This is a genomic window from Bradyrhizobium pachyrhizi, assembly GCF_001189245.1.
GTDB classification, from domain to species: Bacteria; Pseudomonadota; Alphaproteobacteria; order Rhizobiales; family Xanthobacteraceae; genus Bradyrhizobium; species Bradyrhizobium pachyrhizi.
In genome coordinates this window covers 144,425-163,263 of sequence record NZ_LFIQ01000052.1, presented here as the reverse complement: position 1 = coordinate 163,263, position 18,839 = coordinate 144,425, and the positions used below count along the sequence as shown (strand labels likewise).

Below are 18,839 nucleotides of genomic sequence, written 5' to 3'. Positions count from 1 at the left end.
GTTTGCGAACTCAGGGGACCCATAACCACAAATGTCCTTTGTTGGGCTCGCTGGAATGACGAGTCCCGTTCACAACACAGGCCGCGGCGTATGGGTCCTGGCTTTCGCCAGGACGACAGCGGAGGTATGGCTGTGGCCTAATACACGTCCTTCGCGTCGGCCTCTTCGCTGGTCTGCACCAGTTCAAGGCTGCTCTCGACCTTGCCGAGCAGGCGGCCGAGGTCGCGGCGCTCCTGTGCGGAGAGACAGGACAATATCTCCTGCTCCTTGCGCAGCAGGCGCGGGATCAGCTCCTCGTATAGCGTCTGGCCGTTTTTGGTCAGTCGCAGGCGGAATTCGCGGCGGTCGTCGGCGTTCTCGACGCGCTCGACGATCTCGCGCTCCATCAGCGCCGACACCGCGCGACTGATGGTGGATTTATGGGTGCGCGTGCAGTGCGCGATATACTGCGCGCTGCAGGGATCGCTGCGGAAGCCGAGCGTTGCGAGCACGCGCCACTCCGGAATGTCGAGCCCGTAGCGCGCCTGATATTCGCTCGACAGCGCCGAGGACACCTCGGCCGCCAGCCGGTTCAGGCGGAACGGCATGAAATGGAAGAGATCGAGGCGCTTCTTGGTCGGCGCGATAGTGTCGCGCACCTCCGCTTCCACGGCACTGCGCGGGCGGGCTGGAGGCTGGCTTGCAGAGGTCCGTGCCAAAAATCTCTCCAATTTGAGTTGACGGCAGCCCCGACTGGGGGTTTAAGATAGTTGCAAGTGAGACTAATTTAGCAAGGTCGCGGCCGGCTCGCAAGGTCCCGGTCGCAAGCCGGTCACACAGAACCGCAGCCAGAGGCCGCGGCGCAAGGGAAACATCCAGGGTCACGCAATGGCACACGCCAACACGGCACAGGCCAAAACCCAGTTCGGCTATCGCCGTCACCCCGACCAGGAGCGCTCGGGCGCCAATGTCGCGGAGCATCCCGTCGTCGTGGTCGGCGGCGGGCCGGTGGGATTGTCGCTCGCGATCGATCTTGCGCAGCGCGGCCAGCGCGTGGTGCTGCTCGACGATGCCGACCGGATCGGCGAAGGCTCGCGCGCGATCTGCTTCTCGAAGCGCTCGCTTGAGTTCTGGGATCGGCTCGGGGTCGGCGACCGCATGGTCGAGAAGGGCGTGGTGTGGAGCGTCGGCAAGATCTTCCACGGCGCCTCGCAGCTCTACCAGTTCAATTTGCTGCCTGAGCAAGGCCACAAGCGGCCCGCCTTCATCAACCTGCAGCAGTTCTATGCCGAGGCCTATCTGGTCGACCGGGTGGGGCAACTGCCTGAAATTGACCTGCGCTGGCGCAACAAGGTGATCGCGCTGGAGAGCCGTAACGATGGCGTTGCGCTGACCATCGCAACTCCCGACGGCCCCTACCAGGTGCACGCGACCTTCGTGGTCGCCTGCGATGGCGCCCGTTCCTCGCTGCGGCAGATGGTCGGCGCGGAATTCGCAGGCCAGGTGTTCGAGGACCAGTTCCTGATCGCCGACGTCAAGATGACGGCGGCATTTCCGACCGAGCGCTGGTTCTGGTTCGATCCGCCGTTCCATGCCGGACGCTCGGCGCTGCTGCACAAGCAGCCGGACGACATCTGGCGGATCGACCTGCAGCTCAATCCGGATGCCGATCCGGTGGCCGAGAAGCAGCCCGAAAATGTCCGGCCGCGGATCGAGCGCATGCTCGGCCATGACAAGTTTGAGTTCGAATGGATCTCGCTTTACAAGTTCCAGTGCCGCCGGATGGCCAAGTTCATCCACGGCCGGGTGATCTTTGCCGGGGATTCCGCGCATCAGGTCTCGCCGTTCGGCGCACGCGGTGCCAATTCCGGGCTCGAGGACGCCGAGAATCTGGCGTGGAAGCTCGACCGCGTGCTGCGCCGGCTGTCGCCGGAGGGCTTGCTGGAGAGCTATCACATCGAGCGCAGCGCGGCGGCGGACGAGAACATCCGCGAGTCCACCCGCTCGACCGACTTCATGGCGCCGGCGACGAAACAGGAAGCGCGGCTGCGTCAGGCCGTGCTATCGCTTGCCAAGGATACCGAGTTCGGCAAGCGCATGGTCAATGGCGGGCGGCTGTCGGTGCCGTCGGTCTACGACACGCCGCTGTCGAGCAGCGATCGCGACGATTGGCGCGGCGGCCCGCGGCCCGGCGCCTCGATGCCAGATGCGCCGGTGACGCAGCAGGGCGGCGGTTCCACCTATCTGACCGACGTTTTCATCAGGCAGGGAACGCGCTTCACGCTGCTGGAGTTTGGCAATGGCGCTGCTGTCGATGTGCCGGACGGCGTCGGCAGCATCCGGGTCGGCGGCGAGGGTGGGCTGGTCGACGCGCAGGGCCTTGCCGGCAAACGCTATGATGCCGAGCCCGGCACCGCCTATCTGCTGCGGCCGGACGGTTATGTCGCCGCACGCTTCCGCAATGCGGCACGGCCGGAGCTCGATGCGGCGCTGGCACGCGCGGCCGGCCTGAACTGAGGAGCAGTCATGGTGCTGTCGACCAGTTCGAATTTCGCAAAGCCCGACGACGCCTTCCGCGCCATCGTCGAGGCCCATCGCGGCCTCACCGAGGCGCAGAGCGCCGATCTCGATGCCGCGCTGGTTCTGGTGCTCGCCAACCATATCGGCGATCTCGACGTGCTGCGCGAGGCGATCGCGCTGGCGAAGCGGCGGATGCTTGATGCAAGCCAGCAGCAACAGCAGCAACAACAATAGCACTGAGCAAACGGACAGGATTGAACTGATGGCCAAAGGTTTCGCATCGACCACGGATCTTTCGGAGAAGAAGATCACCTTCTCCGAGATCGGCACCGACCTCTATGCCTTCACCGCCGAGGGCGATCCCAACACCGCCGTGATCGTCGGCGACGACGGCTGTCTGGTGTTCGACGCGCAGGCGACGCCGGCAATGGCGAACAAGGTGATCGAGCGGGTCAAGACCGTCACCGACAAGCCGATCAAATATGTCGTGCTGTCGCATTATCACGCGGTGCGCGTGCTCGGCGCCTCCGCCTATCACGCGCAAGGCATCGTCGCCTCGCAGGAAACCTATCGCCTGATCGAGGAGCGCGGCCAGCAGGATTGGGATTCCGAATATGGCCGCTTCCCGCGGCTGTTCCAGGATGCCGCGAGCATCCCCGGCCTGACCTGGCCGACGCTGACCTTTGAAGGCGAGATGTCGATCTATCTCGGCAAGCGCGAGGTGCGGCTGATGCAGCTCGGCGCCGGCCATACCTCGGGCGACATCGTCGCCTGGGTGCCGGATGCCGAGGTGATGTTCTCCGGCGATCTGATCGAATACCACTCGGCCTGCTATTGCGGCGATGCGCATTTGCGCGAATGGCCGACGACCTTGAACGAGATCCGCGCCTTCAATCCGAAGGCGATCGCGCCGGGCCGCGGCGACGCGCTCAAGGGCCTCGCCACCGGGCGCGATGCGATCGCGATGACGCGCGATTTCGTCACCACGCTCTACGGCGCCGCCGAATCGTCGGTCGCCAAGGGCCGCAGCCTGAAGGAATCGATGGCGGCGACGCGCGAGGTGATGGATCCGAAGTTCTCGAGCTTTGCGATCTACGAGCACTGCCTGCCGTTCAACGTTTCGCGCGCCTATGACGAGGCGTCGGGGATCGACGATCCCGTGATCTGGACCGACAAGCGCGACCAGGAAATGTGGGCCGCCCTGCAAGGAGGATAGCGATGAACATCAATACCTCGCCTGATCAGATCGTCCGCAGCTCAGGGCAAGTCACCCCGGGCTACATGTCCGGCTTCGGCAACAGTTTCGAGACCGAGGCCTTGCCCGGCGCGCTGCCGATGGGGCGCAATTCGCCGCAGCGCTGCGCCTATGGGCTCTATGCCGAGCAATTGTCCGGCTCGCCGTTCACGGCGCCGCGCGGCACCAATGAGCGCTCGTGGCTCTATCGCATCCGCCCGTCGGTGCGGCACTCCGGCCGCTTCGCCAAGGCCGATGCCGGGCTGTGGCGCACCGCGCCGTGCCACGAATACGACATGCCGATCGCACAGCTGCGCTGGGACCCCGCGCCGATCCCGAAGGAAGACATGACCTTCCTGCAGGGCGTGCAGACCATGACCACGGCGGGTGATGCCAACACCCAGGCCGGCATGGCGGCGCACATCTACCTCATCACCAAATCGATGGTCGATCAGCATTTCTACAATGCCGATGGCGAGATGATGTTCGTGCTGCAGCAGGGCAATCTGCGCTTCGTCACCGAGTTCGGCCGCATCGACGCCGAGCCGGGCGAGATCGTGGTGATCCCGCGCGGCGTCAAATTCCGCGTCGAAATTCCCGGCGGCCCGGCGCGCGGCTATCTCTGCGAGAATTACGGCGGCGCTTTTACGCTGCCGGAGCGCGGCCCGATCGGCGCCAACTGCCTGGCCAATTCGCGCGACTTCCTGACGCCGGTGGCTAGCTACGAGGACAAGGACACGCCGACCGAGCTCTACGTCAAATGGGGCGGCTCGCTGTTCAAGACCACGCTGCCGCATTCGCCGATCGACGTCGTCGCCTGGCACGGCAATTACGCGCCCTACAAATACGATCTGCGCACCTTCTCGCCGGTCGGCGCGATCGCCTTCGATCATCCCGATCCGTCGATCTTCACGGTGCTGACCTCGCCGTCGGAGACCGCGGGCACCGCGAATATCGACTTCGTGATCTTCCCGGAGCGCTGGATGGTGGCCGACAACACCTTCCGTCCGCCGTGGTACCACATGAACATCATGTCGGAGTTCATGGGCCTGATCTACGGCGTCTACGACGCCAAGCCGCAGGGCTTTGTGCCCGGCGGCATCAGCTTGCACAATTGCATGCTGCCGCACGGTCCGGACCGCGAAGCCTTCGAGCACGCCAGCAACAGCGAGCTGAAGCCGGTGAAGCTGACCGGCACGATGGCCTTCATGTTCGAGACCCGCTTCCCGCAGCGCGTGACCGAACATGCGGCGAAGTCGTCGACGCTGCAGGACGATTACTCGGATTGCTGGAAGGGTCTGGAAAAGAAGTTCGATCCGAACAAGCCGTAGGTCTTCACCCTCCCCTTGAGGGGGAGGTTCGGTACGCATGGAGCAACGCGACATGCGTACCGGGGTGGGGTGATCTCTCAACACGGGCAGTGTGCTTCGCGGATAGACCGTCACCCCACCCCGCCGCTCATTTCATTCGCGTCGACCCAAGAGCGAGCTTCGCTCGTCTCGCCCCCCTCCAGGGGAGGGTGAATAAACATCAGCCATCGCATCTGATTGCACCGGGATCACCATGCCCCACCCCAACGACCCAAAGCTCCGCTCCTTCATCGACGTCGCCCCGACCTCCGACTTCCCGATCCAGAACCTGCCCTACGGCGTGTTCTCGTCGAAGGATGGTCTTGCGCCGCGCGTCGGCGTTGCGATCGGCGATTATGTGCTCGACCTCTGGGAGCTCGAGCAGGACTCGCGGCTCGATGTCGGGCCGCTCGGCGTGTTCTCGCAGCCGTCGCTCAACGCCTTCATGGCGCTCGGGCCGAAAGTGTGGTCGGCGACGCGGGCACGGATCAGCGAGCTGCTCCGCTCGGATCATCCGGAGCTACGCGACAACAGGGAATTGCGGGCGCGGGCGCTGGTGCCGATGGCCGACGTCAGGCTGCACATGCCGTTTGCGGTCTCGGGCTACACCGATTTCTATTCGTCGAAGGAGCACGCCACCAATGTCGGCGTCATGTTCCGAGGCAAGGACAATGCGCTGCAGCCGAACTGGCTGCATATGCCGATCGGCTATAACGGCCGCGCCTCGACTGTCGTCGTGTCAGGCACCAAGGTGCGGCGGCCGCGCGGTCAGCTGAAGCCGCCGACATCAGAGGTGCCGAGCTTCGGCGCCTGCAAGCGGCTCGATTTCGAACTCGAGATGGGCGTGGTCGTTGGCCAGGCCTCGCCGATGGGCGAGATGCTGACGGAGAAGCAGGCCGAGGAGATGATCTTCGGCTTCGTCATCCTTAACGATTGGAGTGCGCGCGACATCCAGCAGTGGGAGTATGTGCCGCTCGGCCCGTTCCAGGCCAAGGCGTTCGCGACCTCGATCAGCCCGTGGGTGGTGACGCGCGAGGCGCTCGAGCCGTTCCGCATGCAGGGCCCGGTGCAGCAGCCGGAGCCGCTGGCGTACCTCAAGCAGACCCAGCCGAACAATTACGACATGCAGCTCGACGTCGCGCTGCGCGCCGGTGCGATGAACGAGGCGAAGACGATCTGCAGCACCAACTTCAAATACATGTACTGGTCGTCGGTCCAGCAGCTCGTGCACCACGCTTCCAGCGGCTGCGCGATGAATGTCGGCGATCTCCTAGGCAGCGGTACGATCTCCGGCCCCGAAAAGCATCAGCGCGGCAGTCTCCTGGAAATCAGCTGGAACGGCACCGAGCCGGTCGAACTCGCCAGCGGCGTCACGCGGTCCTTCCTGGAGGACGGCGATTCGCTTGTGATGCGCGGTTGGTGCCAGGGCGACGGCTATCGCGTCGGCTTCGGCGAGGTCGAAGGCACGATCATCGCGGCGAAGTAAGTCTCCGCGCATTCCGCGGCTTCACCTCTCCTTGAAAAGGGGAGGTCGGTTTGCGCAGCAAACCGGGTGGGGATCTGGTCTCTCCGTAGACGCCAGCGCTCGCGGCTGACCCCCATCCCACCTTCCCCCTTTCAGGGGGAGAGTGCCCGACAGGCGTGCAAACCTCACCGTTCCTCGGGCCTGACATCCCTCAGCCGCGCCGTATTCGCCGCGACGTCCTCGAGGCTGTACTTCAAATGCACCCGCTTGTCCGACGGCGGCTGGTTGACCGTGCAGACACCCGGCCGCCACGGCTTGGCCGGGCGGATTGGCCGCGGCGCAAAGCCGCCGCCGCAGTTCGGGCAGACATTGCCGAGCCTGGTCTCGGCGCAATCCGCACAGAACGTGCATTCATAGGAGCAGATACGCGCGTCGGTGGCGCTGGGTGGCAGGTCCTTGTCGCAATATTCGCAGTTCGGTCGCAGCTGCAGCGCCATGGTTCGTCTCTCTTGCCGTTGCCGGAATGATCGCAAGCCAAGCCACAAAAGCGAATGGCGGATTTCCCTCGATTCGAGCCATCACGCCTGTAGCGACTTCAGCGGCAGCCTGGTGCTCTCCTTCAGGCGGTCGAGCACGATCGAGGAGCGCACGTGGGCCACGCTCTGGTGCGGCATCAGCACGTTGTTGACGATGTCGGACAGGCTCTTGAGGTCGCGCAGCATCACCTTGAGCACGTAGTCGGCATCCCCCGTCAGTGCGTAGGCCTCCTGGATATCGTCGACGCGGTTGACCAGCTCGCGAAACCGCTTGGCGTTGTCGGGCGAGTGGGTCGCAAGCGTGATGTGGATGAAGGCGATCAGGCCGAAGCCGAGCGCCTCGCCGGCGAGGTCGGCATGGTAGCCGGCGATGACCTTCTCCTCCTCCAGCCGCATCCGCCGCCGCGAACATTGCGATGCCGACAGCCCGACGAGGTCGGCCAGCTGCTGGTTGGTCAGCCGGCCATCGTCCTGCAGCGCGGCGAGCATTTTCAGGTCGAAAGCGTCCACTTCAGGCATGCGTGGAATATCCATTTCATGCACGGATCGTGCGCGACGATAGCAAAATGGGATCCATTTTGCACGCACGTTGCGCAGCAAGTGACGGAAACTGATCTCCAGACAAATCAGGGAGTTGCCGCCATGGGTCCGTTTCCGCACGATGCGCCGCCGGCCGAAATCAGCACTGAGAACCCGATGGGCACCGACGGCTTCGAGTTCGTCGAATATGCCCATCCGAATCCGGCGGAGCTGCACGCCCTGTTCAAGCTGATGGGCTTCGTCGCGGTCGCCCGCCACCGGACCAAGCAGATCACGGTCTATCGCCAGGGCGACATCAACTATCTCGTCAATGAGGAGCCAGGCAGCCATGGCTTCAACTTCGTCGCCGCGCACGGCCCCTGCGCGCCGTCGATGGCGTTCCGCGTGGTCGACGCCAAGCATGCCTATGAGCGCGCGATCGCGCTCGGTGCCGAGCCGGCGGATGTCGCGCCCGCAGCGAAGGCGCTCGATGTGCCCGCGATCAAGGGCATCGGCGGCAGCCTGCTTTATTTCGTCGATCGCTACGGCACCAAGGGCTCGGCCTATGATTCCGAGTTCGAATGGCTCGGCGCGGCCAACCCGCGCCCCCCGGGCTCAGGCCTGTATTACGTCGATCACCTCACCCACAACGTCCATCGCGGCCGGATGGATGTCTGGACCGGCTTCTATGCCAAGCTGTTCAACTTCCGCCAGATCCGCTTCTTCGACATCGAGGGCCGCGCGTCCGGCCTGTTCTCCCGCGCGCTGACCAGCCCGGACGGCAAGATCCGGATCCCGATCAACGAGGACGCCGGCGATTCCGGTCAGATCGAGGAATATCTCAACGTCTACCGCGGCGAGGGCATCCAGCACATCGCCTGCGGCGCGCGCGACATCCACGCGACGGTCGAGAGGTTGCGCGCCGATGGCCTGCCGTTCATGCCGTCGCCGCCCGACACCTATTTCGAGCGGATCGACGCCCGCCTGCCCAAGCATGGCGAGGACGTCCCGCGGCTCAGGACCAACGGCATCCTGATCGACGGCGAGGGCGTGGTCGACGGCGGCCAGACCAAGGTGCTGCTGCAGATCTTCTCGGCCAACGCGATCGGGCCGATCTTCTTCGAGTTCATCCAGCGCAAGGGCGACGACGGCTTTGGCGAAGGCAACTTCAAGGCGCTGTTCGAATCGATCGAGGAAGACCAGATCCGCCGCGGCGTGCTGAAGGTCGATCACGCGGCGTAAGCACAGCATAGTGCGCCACGCCAGCGCTCAGCCATAGCTGTCGTCCCGGCGGACGCCGGGACCCATACCGCGGAATCCATCGGGTGTGTCGGGTGGTAGTCCCTCGGTAGGGGCGTGCGCAACAACTCCGTTCAGTGGTTATGGGTCCCGGCCTTCGCCGGGACGACAGCGAGATTTACTTCCCCGCCTTCCACGCGCTGGTCACGTCGCCAATATTCGCCAACTCCGGCTCGCGGATCGCGGACGGTGTGCGCGAGAAGCGCGGCGCGGGGGCGGGCTGGGTCACGCCGTGGCGTTCGACGAACACCTGGCGTGCGGCCATGTGCGGATGCTTGGGCGCTTCCTCCATGGTCAGGATCGGCGCGAAGCAGATGTCGGTGCCTTCCATGATCTGGCACCAGTCCGCGCGCGACTTGCTCTTGAACACCCGGGTCAACTTCTCCTTCAGCGCCGGCCACGCCTTGCGATCCATCTGCGCGTCGAAGTCGGCGTCGGTCAGGTCGGCGTGCTTGCGCAGCAGCGCGTAGAACTGCGGCTCGATCGAGCCGATCGAGATGAAGTTGCCGCAGGAGCATTCATAGACGCCGTAGAAATGCGCGCCGCCATCCAGGAAATTCTGGTCGCGGCCGCCGCTCCAGCGGCCCTGCGCGGCCATGTCGTAGAACATCGACATCAGCGAGGCCGCGCCGTCGCACATCGCGGTGTCGACCACCTGGCCCTTGCCGGACTTCTGCGCTTCCAAGAGCGCGGCGAGCACGCCGACCACGAGGTAGAGCGCGCCGCCGCCGAAATCGCCGACCAGGTTGAGCGGCGGCACCGGCTTCTCCTTGGTGCCGATCGCAGCCAGCGCGCCGGTGATCGAGATGTAGTTGATGTCATGGCCGGCGGCATTGGCGAGTGGGCCTTCCTGGCCCCAGCCGGTCATGCGGCCATAGACCAGTTTCGGATTGCGCGCGAGCACGACATCGGGGCCGAGGCCGAGACGCTCCATCACGCCGGGCCGAAAGCCCTCGATCAGCGCGTCGGCATGGCCGAGCAGGTCGAGCACTTCGGCAACCGCCGCCTTGTTCTTGAGATCGAGCTCAATGACCTTGCGGCCGCGGGTTGCAACCGCCTTCAAATTCTTGCCGGCGCCGATGCGGTCCAGGGTGATGACCTCGGCGCCCATGTCGGCGAGCAGCATGCAGGCGAACGGGCCGGGGCCGATGCCGGCGAATTCGACGATGCGGAAGCCGGCGAGCGGGCCCGAGGTACGAGCGGCGGTCTGGGAGGCGGGTTTATCGAGCACGTTGTTCTTCCGTTGGTTGCGGGGCGCTAGGCGGCTGAGATGTCGCGGCTGGCTTGGTTGCCGAACTTCATGCGTTCTCCCAGCCGTCCGTGGGACGGTATTTTTAATTAGCTGATTAGCTAAATTGTCTCGCCTAAAGCCGGATGTGGCAAGCACCTTTTGTCCTGTGCCGCCGGTAAAAACGCGAACGGCGCGCATTGCGGCGCGCCGTTCGCAGACTTGTGTTTAGGCGCTAAAGCGCGATGAGAATCGTCATCACGCTTTAGCGTTTGTTTGAGCATGATCTTTCCGGAAAACCGCCTCGCACTTTTCCGGATCATGCTTGATTAACCGGCCGCGGTCACCGCCCGCTGTCCCATCACCTTCACGAGGTTGGCGCGGTAATCCGCCGACCCGTGGATGTCGGCGAGCAGGCCGCTCGCCGGGATCGTCACGCTGTCGAGCGCCGAGGCCGCCCAGTTTGCCTTCAGCGCCTGCTCGATCGGCGCGACCCGCATGACGCCGCTCTGCGAAGCACCGGTCGCGGCGACGCGGACGTCACCGGCTTTGGTCCTGGCGACGAACACGCCGGTCAGCGCGAAGCGCGAGGCGGGATTGGGAAACTTGGCGTAGCCGGCCTTGGCCGGAACCGGGAACGACACTGCGGTGATGATCTCGCCATCCTCAAGGGCCGTCGTGAACAGGCCCTTGAAGAAATCCTCCGCCGTGATCGACCGCTTGTTGGTCTTGACCGTCGCGCCGAGCGCCAGCAACGCCGCCGGATAATCCGCCGCCGGGTCATTGTTGGCGAGCGAGCCGCCGATCGTGCCGCGATAGCGCACGGCGGGATCGCCGATCATCGACGCCAGATTGGCGAGCGCCGGGATCGCCTTCTGAACCGCATCACTTTGCGCCACATCGTAATGCGGCGTCGCGCCCTTGATGGTGACCGTATCCCCCGAAACCTCGATGCCGATCATCTCCTGCACCTTGGAGAGGTCGATCACGTCGGTAGGCGCGGCAAGACGCTGCTTCATCACCGGAAGCAGGGTTTGTCCGCCGGCGAGGAATTTTGATTCCGCGCCTTTGGCGAAGGTTGCGGCGGCGTCAGCGACCGAGGAAGCGCGGTGATAATTTGTCTCGTACATGGCTCTTCCTCCCTCAACCGTGAATGGCGTGCCAGACGCGATCGGGCGTCGCCGGCATTTCCAGCTTGTTGTTGCCGATCGCGTCCGTGATCGCATTGATCACGGCAGCCGAGGCGCCGATCGCGCCGGCTTCGCCGCAGCCCTTGACGCCGAGCGGGTTGCCCGGACACAGCGTCGTGGTGTGGGAGAGCTGGAACGAGGGCAGATCGTCCGCGCGCGGCATGGAGTAATCCATGAAGGACGCGGTCACGAGCTGACCAGTGCCGTCATAGACCACGCCCTCGAGCAGTGCCTGGCCGATGCCCTGCGCAAGACCGCCATGGACCTGGCCTTCGACGATCATCGGGTTGATCAGCCGGCCGAAATCGTCGGCCGCGACGAAGTTGACGAAGGAGGTCTTGCCGGTGCCCGGATCGACCTCGAGCTCGCAGATATAGGCGCCGGCCGGGAAGGTGAAGTTGGTCGGATCGTAGAACGCCGTCTCCTTCAGGCCGGGCTCCATGCCTTCGGGCAGATTGTGCGCGGTGTAGGCGGCGAGCGCGACCATCGGCAGCGCGATCGACTTGTCGGTGCCGGTGACCTTGAACTCGCCGTTCTCGATCACGATGTCGCTCTCGGACGCCTCGAGCGCATGCGCCGCGATCTTCTTGGCCTTGGCCTCGACCTTCTCCATCGCCTTCACGATCGCCGTACCGCCGACCGCGAGCGAGCGCGAGCCGTAGGTGCCCATGCCGAACTGAACCTTGTCGGTGTCGCCATGGACGATCGAGACCTGGCTGATCGGCACGCCGAGCCGCTCCGCGATGATCTGGCAGAACGTCGTTTCGTGGCCCTGGCCGTGGCTGTGCGAGCCGGTGAGCACCTCAATGGTGCCGACCGGATTGACGCGTATCTCCGCCGATTCCCACAGGCCGACGCCGGCGCCGAGGCTGCCGACCGCCTTCGACGGCGCGATGCCGCAGGCCTCGATATAGCAGGAGATGCCGATGCCGCGCAGCTTGCCGTCGGCTTTCGCCTTGGCCTTGCGGGCCGGGAAGCCGGCATAGTCGATCGCTTTCATCGCGGCATCGATCGAGGCGTGGAAGTCACCGATGTCGTACGCCATGATCACAGGCGTCTGATACGGGAACTGGGTGATGAAGTTCTTCTTGCGCAGCTCAGTCGGATCGACCTTCAATTGCCGCGCCGCCGTCTCCATCATGCGCTCGATCAGATAGCTCGCCTCGGGACGGCCGGCGCCGCGGTAGGCGTCGACCGGCGTGGTGTTGGTGTAGACGCCGATCACCTCGGCGTAGATCGCCGGGATCACGTACTGGCCCGACAGCAGCGTCGCGTAGAGATAGGTCGGCACCGCCGAGGAGAACAGCGACATATAGGCGCCGAAATTGGCGTGGGTCTTCACCCGCAGGCCAAGAATCTTGTTGTCCTTGTCGAACGCCAACTCCGCCTTCGAGACATGGTCGCGGCCATGCGCGTCGGTGAGGAAGGCTTCCGAGCGGTCACCGGTCCACTTCACCGGGCGCCCCACCTTCTTGGAGGCCCACAGCGCCACCATCTCTTCCGGGTAGATGTAGATCTTGGAGCCGAAGCCGCCGCCGACGTCGGGCGCGATCACGCGCAGCTTGTGCTCGGGCGCGATGTTGTAGAACGCCGACAGCACGAGGCGGGCGACGTGCGGGTTCTGCGACGTCGTGTAGAGCGTGTAGTGCTCTTCGGCCTGGTCGTAATGCGCGATCGCCGCACGCGGCTCCATCGCGTTCGGCACCAGGCGGTTATTGGTGAGGTCGAGCGTCACCACATTGGCCGCCTTGCTGAAGGCATCCTTGACCGCGGCTTCGTCGCCGAGATGCCAGTCATACACGATGTTGCCGGGAGCTTCGGGATGAAGCTGCGCGGCGCCCGGCTTGATCGCGGCCTTGATGTCGGGTACCGCGGGAAGCTCTTCGTAGTTGACGACGACCGCTTCGGCGGCGTCCCTGGCCTGGTTCTTGGTCTCGGCGATCACGACCGCGACGGCCTGTCCGACAAAGCGCACGGTCTCCGGCGCCATCGCCGGCCACGCGCCCATTTTCATCGGCGAGCCGTCCTTCGAGGTGATGGCCCAGCCGCAGATCAGATTGCCGACCTTGTCGTCGACGATCTGCTGTCCGGTCAGCACTGCGATCACGCCGGGCATCTTCATGGCCTCGGCTGAATCGATGCCCTTGACCTTGGCATGCGCATGCGGGCTGCGGATGAAGTGAGCGTAGCTCATGCCGACCATTTTGACGTCGTCGACGTAACGTCCCTGTCCGGTGATGAACCGGCGATCTTCCTTGCGCACGACACGTGCGCCAATTCCTTCAACACCCATTGTCTAGTCCTCCCGACCGGAGATTCGATTTGCCGCCGTTTCCATCGAGACCGGCGGTGGTGAGCTTGATCGTACGCGGTGCGTGGCGCGCTATTCGGCGGCCTGCGCAACCTTCATGCGGCCGGCAGCGTCGAGCACTGCCTTGACGATGTTGTGGTAGCCGGTGCAGCGGCAGATGTTGCCTTCGAGCTCGTGGCGAACCGTTTCCTCGTCGAGCTTGCCGCCATGCCGGTGCACGATGTCGACCGCGGACATGATCATACCGGGGGTGCAATAGCCGCACTGCAGGCCATGATTGTCGCGGAACGCCGCCTGCATCGGGTGCAGCTCGTCGCCCTTGGCGAGGCCTTCGATCGTGGTGACGTTGCAGCCCGCGGCCTGGCCGGCCAGCATGGTGCAGGATTTGACCGCCCGTCCATCGACATGGACGACGCAGGCGCCGCACTGGCTGGTATCGCAGCCGACGTGGGTGCCGGTGAGGTTCAGGTTTTCGCGCAAGAGGTGCACGAGGAGGGTTCGGTCCTCAACGTCGACCGAGACCGCCTTGCCGTTTACCGTCAGTTTGACTGTAGACACGCGTTTCTCCCAATAGCTTCGTTATGGTCCCAGTAGACCACGCTTCATGTGGGTCGTAACCGCGATCAAAGTCGTAGTCGCGGCCCTGTCATGAAGGCGCCGGGCAGTGCCTGCGATCCTAGCAGGCAGCCGTTCAATGGGCAATTTGCAAGCTGCCGGCGGCGCACTCCGGCGCGACGAAATTGCCCGGCAGCGCAAGCGGTTTTCGGCAAGCTGACGGTGCTCGCCGCACGCCAAAATCGTCGCCGCGATCGCTACTACCTTCCGCCTATAACGACGCAAAGGCGTTGCTGTCATTTTCATCGCCGACGCAGCGGCAGAAGATCGCTGGTTCATGAAATTCGGTAGCGATCCGCGCGCGCGATGCATCCATCGCGGCAACAAAACCATATTGGAGGAAGCCAATGAAGCTGAGGAGCGGGATTTTCTTTGCCGGCGTGTCGCTGGTCGCCATGGTGCTGGCAGGCATTGGTGCGTCGAAAGCGAATGATTCCGTCGTCAAGGCGGCGTCCGATCCAAATGGATGGGCGATCGCCGGCCACGACTACGGCAATACGCGCTTCAGCCCGTTGAAGCAGATCAACTCCGAGAACGCCGGCAAGCTGCAGCTGGTCTATTCGCTGTCGCTGGCTTCGCTTCGCTCCAACGAGTCGTCGCCGGTCGTGATCGGCAAGAACCTGTATGTGTCGACCTCGTGGGGTCCGAAATACGTCTATGCGATCGATGCCGCGACCGGCGCGCGCAAATGGACCTGGCAGCCGGACATTCCGGATGACGTGCTCCAATACGCCTGCTGCGACGTCAACAATCGCGGCGTGTCCTATGCCGACGGCAAGATCTTCGTCGGCCGGCTCGACGGCAAGCTGACCGCGCTCGACGCCGAGACCGGCAAGGAACTCTGGACCTCGACGGTCGTCGACTACAAGCAGGGCTCGGTCATCACCTCGCCGCCGCTCGTCGTCCGCGACAAGGTCATCACCGGCTTCGGCGGCGGCGAATATGGCGTCCGCGGCGCGTTGCAGGCGTTCTCGCTCAAGGACGGCAAGCTGCTCTGGCAGACCTACACGGTGCCGGCGCCGGGCGAGCCCGGCAGCGAGACCTGGAAGGGCGACACCGGGCTGCACGGCGGCGGCGCCGCCTGGCTGGTCGGCTCCTACGATGCCAAGTCCGATACGGTCTACTGGGGTACCAGCAATCCTGGGCCGTGGAATACCGCGGTGCGCTCCACCGGCGACGGCAATTTCGGCAAGCTGACCAACCTCTACACGGCCTCGACGCTGGCGATCGATCCCAACACCGGCAAGATCAAGTGGCACATCCAGGGCACGCCGGCCGACGCCTGGGACTATGACGGCGTCAACGAGATGCTGCTCGCCGACCTCAAGATCAAGGGCACCGAGACGCCCGTGCTGATGAAGGCGGACCGCAACGGCTTCTTCTTCGTGGCCAACCGCGAGACCGGCAAGATGATCTCCGCGGAGAAATACGTCTTCGCCAACTGGGCCAGGAAGTGGGACATCAACACGATGCGGGCGGAAGAGGATCCGGACAAGCGTCCGGGCCCGGGCCATCCCGCCAAGGACATCTGCCCGAACCTGATCGGCGGCAAGAACTGGCAGCCGATGTCGTTCAACCCGCAGACCGGCCTCGTCTACATCCCGAGCAACAATGTCTGCATGGACTGGTCGGTCTCTGACGTGAACTACAAGCGCGGCGTGTTCTATCTCGGCGCCGAATTCCCGACCAAGCCGGGCCCCGGCGGCTTCCTCGGCGAACTCGTGGCCTGGGATCCGATCGCCAACAAGAAGGTGTGGAGCATCAAGGAAGACCTGCCCTTCAACGGCGGCACGCTGACGACCGGCGGCAATTTGGTGTTCTCCGGCAATCTGCACGGCGACTTCCGCGCCATCGATGCCAAGAACGGCAAGGTGCTGTGGAGCAAGAACCTCGGCAGCGGCATCGGTGCAGGTCCGGTGACCTATTCGGTCGACGGCAAGCAGTATGTCGCGATCGTGGTCGGACGCACCGCGGCGCTGCCGGCCTTCCTCGGTGACATCGGCAAGAAGATGGTCGCCGCGGCGCCCGAAGGTGGCTCGCTGTTCGTGTTCGCCCTGCAGTAACGATCGTCAAGGAGGCAGCATTGTCCGTGTCTTGCATCGCCCGAAACGAACTGCGCACCCCCTCGCGCAACACGCGGTTGGAACATGCAATCCGGACCGTGCTGCTCTCCGCCCTGCTCATGGTGCCGGCCCTGGCGGCCGGTGCCGACGAGACAAAACCGCCGCTGCGGCTCTGCGCCGACCCGACCAACCTGCCGTTCTCGAGCGACGACCCGGGCAGGCCCGGCCTCTATCTCGAGATCGGCCAGGCGGTGGCGCAGAAGCTCGGCCGTACGGTGAGCACCAATTGGTACAAGTCCTATTTCGGCAAGCGCACCGTGCGGGAGACGCTGCTCAGCAAGCAGTGCGACGCCATGGTCGGCCTGCCCTTGATCGACGATTTCATGGGCCCGGCGGTGATCTTCTCGAAGCCGATCGCCCATGAGGGCTACGCACTGGTCGGCAGCAAGGACCGCAAGCTTGCCGGCATCGACGACCTCAGGGGATTGCGGGTTGCGGTGCAGTATCAATCGACGCCGCAGAACCTGCTCGCGCTGCGCGACGATATCCGGAAGGTGACCGTGCTCAGCCCGGAGGAGGGCATGGCGGCGCTCGAACAGGGCAAGGTCGACATCGCCTTCATCTGGGCACCGGTGGCCGGCTGGCTCAACAAGACCAGCTACGGCGACAAATACCAGATCGTGTCGACCGAGGGCGACGGCCTGCTCTGGGCGACCGCGATCGGTTTCGCCAAGGCGTCCGGCGCGCTGCGCGATGAAGTCGACGGCGTGCTGCCGGCGCTGCAGCCGGAGATTTCCGCCCTGTTTGCCAAATATGGCGTGCCGAACGGCGCACCGGTGAAGTTCGGCGAGGCGGACCGGGCGACGACGTCATCCGTCGGCGCCAGCGAGCCCGTCACGGTCGGGCAGGCGGCCGCGGCCGAGAAACCGGTTCAGACCGCCGCGACCGCCGGCGATGCCAAAGGGGATGCCACCGCCGGGCGCGAAGTCTTTAATGGAACCTGCGCGCATTGCCACGGCCCGGACGCGGTGCAGGCCGAGCGAAAGATCGATCTCAGGCTGCTCAAGAAGCGCTATGCTGACGATATGGAATCGACTTTCTGGAAGACGGTCCATGACGGGCGGCCAGCCAAGGGCATGCCGGCCTGGAAGGACGTCTTCAACGACGACGAGCTCAGAAACGTATATGTCTATCTGCAGAGCGTGCAGGATACCGGCGGATCGAACTAGAAGCTGCGATTCGCAAATTGCAGTGCGAGGGTCCTCATGATGGGGTTCCTGATCATCGACGATCACCCCCTGTTCGGGGAGGCGCTTGGCAACGCCATTCGCATCTCGCATCCCGATGCCCGGATCTATGAGGCCACCTCGATCAAGGGGGCGCTTGGCATCCTCGCCAGCGAGCCGAATATCGACCTGGCGCTGCTCGATCTGCTGCTGCCCGACGTGGTCGGCTTCTCCGGCTTTCAGAAGATCAGGGATCGCTATCCGCGGCTGCCGATCGCCATCGTCTCGAGCGAAGAGGACAAGCATACCATCCGCGAGGCGCTCGAGATGGGCGCGGTCGGCTATCTGCCGAAGTCGACCTCGCTCGGCGAGCTCTCGCAGGCGATCGCGCGCGTGCTGAGCGGGTCGGTCTCGGCGCCGCGGGATTTCGTCGCGGTCGGTGCGCTGGAACAGTCCGAGACGGCGCGGACGCTGCGCGAACGCATTCAGAAGCTGACGCCGCAGCAAATTCGGGTGCTCCATCTGATCATCCGCGGCCTGCAGAACCGCGAGATCGCCGCCGAGCTCAAGCTTGCGGAATCCACCGTGAAGGCGCATGTCACCGAGATCCTGCGCAAGCTGAAGCTGTTCAGCCGCAACAAGGCGATCATCGAGCTCGGCAAGATTCCGCTTCCGGTCCCGGAGGCCTGCTCGGGCGCAAAGGCGGAGAAGGCGCCCTAGCCGTGCTGCACGCGGAGAAGGCGCCCTAGCCGTGCTGCACTGCGAGGCGGGCGCATTGGAAATCCCGCCTATAGGCTGCCACCGAGCTTTGAGATAACGTCGTGCGCACAATGGCTGTCATGAGCATCCGAGAGAGGGCGGCGCAGCATTGACCACGACCGCGCCTTTGGCGGACGAGCCGCCACTCGGCAAGGCGGGTACGCCTCGATTGCTGATCGTCGAGGATCACCCGCTGTTCCGTGCCGCCCTGATCGGCGTGATCGGGGCCGAGTTTCCCGATGCCGAGGTGCTGCAGGCGACCTCGATCGACGGTGCGCTGGATGTGATCGCGGCGCGCGACGGCCTTGATTTGATCCTGCTCGATCTGTCGATGCCCGGGACCACCGGCCTGCTCGGCGCCTATCGGGTGCGCGCCGCCGCGCCGCGTAGCGCACTCGTGATCGTGTCGGCGCATGACGATCCCCGGATCGTCGGCGGCGCGATCTCGCTCGGCATCTCCGGCTACATCCCGAAGTCGACGCCGAAGCTCGAGCTGGCGCGGCTGTTGCGCGGCATCCTCGAAGGCGCGATGTGCCTGCCGCCGCG

General features: G+C 64.6%; 17 protein-coding genes. 10 read left to right on the top strand and 7 right to left on the bottom strand.

The features are described 5' to 3' along the window. Positions 1 to 137 precede the first annotated feature (137 nt). Positions 138 to 698, bottom strand: a complete 561-nt coding sequence (locus AKL29_RS10235) for a MarR family winged helix-turn-helix transcriptional regulator (protein ID WP_028335197.1) — start codon at positions 696 to 698, stop codon at positions 138 to 140. A gap of 169 nt (positions 699 to 867) precedes the next feature. Between AKL29_RS10235 and AKL29_RS10230 the strand changes: the two genes are divergently transcribed. The 5 genes from AKL29_RS10230 (at position 868) to fahA (ending at position 6,568) form a co-directional block, all read left to right on the top strand. Then, on the top strand, positions 868 to 2,496 hold the full coding sequence (locus tag AKL29_RS10230) for an FAD-dependent oxidoreductase (protein ID WP_050384058.1): 1,629 nt from the start codon (positions 868 to 870) through the stop codon (positions 2,494 to 2,496). Between the two features lie 9 nt (positions 2,497 to 2,505). Next, positions 2,506 to 2,733, top strand: a complete 228-nt coding sequence (locus tag AKL29_RS10225; protein WP_028335199.1) for a DUF2783 domain-containing protein — start codon at positions 2,506 to 2,508, stop codon at positions 2,731 to 2,733. 28 nt (positions 2,734 to 2,761) lie between these two features. Next, entirely contained in the window at positions 2,762 to 3,715 is a 954-nt protein-coding gene (locus AKL29_RS10220) for an MBL fold metallo-hydrolase (RefSeq protein WP_050384057.1), read from the top strand. Positions 3,716 to 3,717: 2 nt separating this feature from the next. Beyond that, the gene (hmgA, locus tag AKL29_RS10215; RefSeq protein WP_028335201.1) at positions 3,718 to 5,064 is read left to right on the top strand and encodes a homogentisate 1,2-dioxygenase; all 1,347 of its coding nucleotides are present in this window, start codon (positions 3,718 to 3,720) and stop codon (positions 5,062 to 5,064) included. Positions 5,065 to 5,296: 232 nt separating this feature from the next. Continuing rightward, the gene (gene fahA / locus AKL29_RS10210; protein ID WP_050384056.1) at positions 5,297 to 6,568 is read left to right on the top strand and encodes a fumarylacetoacetase; all 1,272 of its coding nucleotides are present in this window, start codon (positions 5,297 to 5,299) and stop codon (positions 6,566 to 6,568) included. 164 nt (positions 6,569 to 6,732) lie between these two features. On the opposite strand, the gene AKL29_RS10205 is transcribed toward fahA, so the two are convergent. Both AKL29_RS10205 and AKL29_RS10200 read right to left on the bottom strand, forming a co-directional pair. Further along, the gene (locus tag AKL29_RS10205) at positions 6,733 to 7,044 is read right to left on the bottom strand and encodes a DUF1272 domain-containing protein (RefSeq protein WP_028335203.1); all 312 of its coding nucleotides are present in this window, start codon (positions 7,042 to 7,044) and stop codon (positions 6,733 to 6,735) included. Positions 7,045 to 7,125: 81 nt separating this feature from the next. Next, a complete protein-coding gene (locus tag AKL29_RS10200; RefSeq protein ID WP_050384067.1) occupies positions 7,126 to 7,602 on the bottom strand; it encodes an Lrp/AsnC family transcriptional regulator in 477 nt (158 codons plus the stop codon). A gap of 123 nt (positions 7,603 to 7,725) precedes the next feature. Here AKL29_RS10200 and hppD point away from each other — a divergent pair, with 123 nt between their 5' ends. Next, positions 7,726 to 8,844, top strand: coding sequence for a 4-hydroxyphenylpyruvate dioxygenase (gene hppD / locus AKL29_RS10195; RefSeq protein WP_050384055.1), 1,119 nt, complete (start codon positions 7,726 to 7,728; stop codon positions 8,842 to 8,844). 175 nt (positions 8,845 to 9,019) lie between these two features. On the opposite strand, the gene AKL29_RS10190 is transcribed toward hppD, so the two are convergent. The 4 genes from AKL29_RS10190 to AKL29_RS10175 all read right to left on the bottom strand — a co-directional run bounded on the left by AKL29_RS10190 (position 9,020) and on the right by AKL29_RS10175 (position 14,188). Further along, on the bottom strand, positions 9,020 to 10,132 hold the full coding sequence (locus AKL29_RS10190) for a CaiB/BaiF CoA transferase family protein (RefSeq protein WP_028335206.1): 1,113 nt from the start codon (positions 10,130 to 10,132) through the stop codon (positions 9,020 to 9,022). A gap of 326 nt (positions 10,133 to 10,458) precedes the next feature. Beyond that, complete coding sequence (locus AKL29_RS10185) at positions 10,459 to 11,259, bottom strand: FAD binding domain-containing protein (protein WP_050384054.1); 801 nt, start codon at positions 11,257 to 11,259, stop codon at positions 10,459 to 10,461. A gap of 13 nt (positions 11,260 to 11,272) precedes the next feature. Next, complete coding sequence (locus AKL29_RS10180) at positions 11,273 to 13,612, bottom strand: xanthine dehydrogenase family protein molybdopterin-binding subunit (protein ID WP_050384053.1); 2,340 nt, start codon at positions 13,610 to 13,612, stop codon at positions 11,273 to 11,275. A gap of 90 nt (positions 13,613 to 13,702) precedes the next feature. After that, positions 13,703 to 14,188 carry a (2Fe-2S)-binding protein gene (locus AKL29_RS10175; protein WP_028335209.1) on the bottom strand — a complete coding sequence of 162 codons (486 nt, stop codon included), beginning with the start codon at positions 14,186 to 14,188 and terminating at the stop codon, positions 13,703 to 13,705. A gap of 404 nt (positions 14,189 to 14,592) precedes the next feature. Between AKL29_RS10175 and AKL29_RS10165 the strand changes: the two genes are divergently transcribed. The 4 genes from AKL29_RS10165 to AKL29_RS44580 form a co-directional block, all read left to right on the top strand. After that, positions 14,593 to 16,308, top strand: a complete 1,716-nt coding sequence (locus AKL29_RS10165) for a PQQ-dependent methanol/ethanol family dehydrogenase (protein WP_050384052.1) — start codon at positions 14,593 to 14,595, stop codon at positions 16,306 to 16,308. Positions 16,309 to 16,334: 26 nt separating this feature from the next. Further along, entirely contained in the window at positions 16,335 to 17,537 is a 1,203-nt protein-coding gene (locus AKL29_RS10160) for a c-type cytochrome (protein WP_317251442.1), read from the top strand. A gap of 36 nt (positions 17,538 to 17,573) precedes the next feature. Next, positions 17,574 to 18,254: a response regulator gene (locus AKL29_RS10155; RefSeq protein ID WP_016843264.1), complete on the top strand. Its 681-nt coding sequence runs from the start codon at positions 17,574 to 17,576 to the stop codon at positions 18,252 to 18,254. A gap of 148 nt (positions 18,255 to 18,402) precedes the next feature. Next, on the top strand, positions 18,403 to 18,839 hold a 437-nt coding region (locus AKL29_RS44580), incomplete at its 3' end, for a response regulator (protein WP_244481889.1).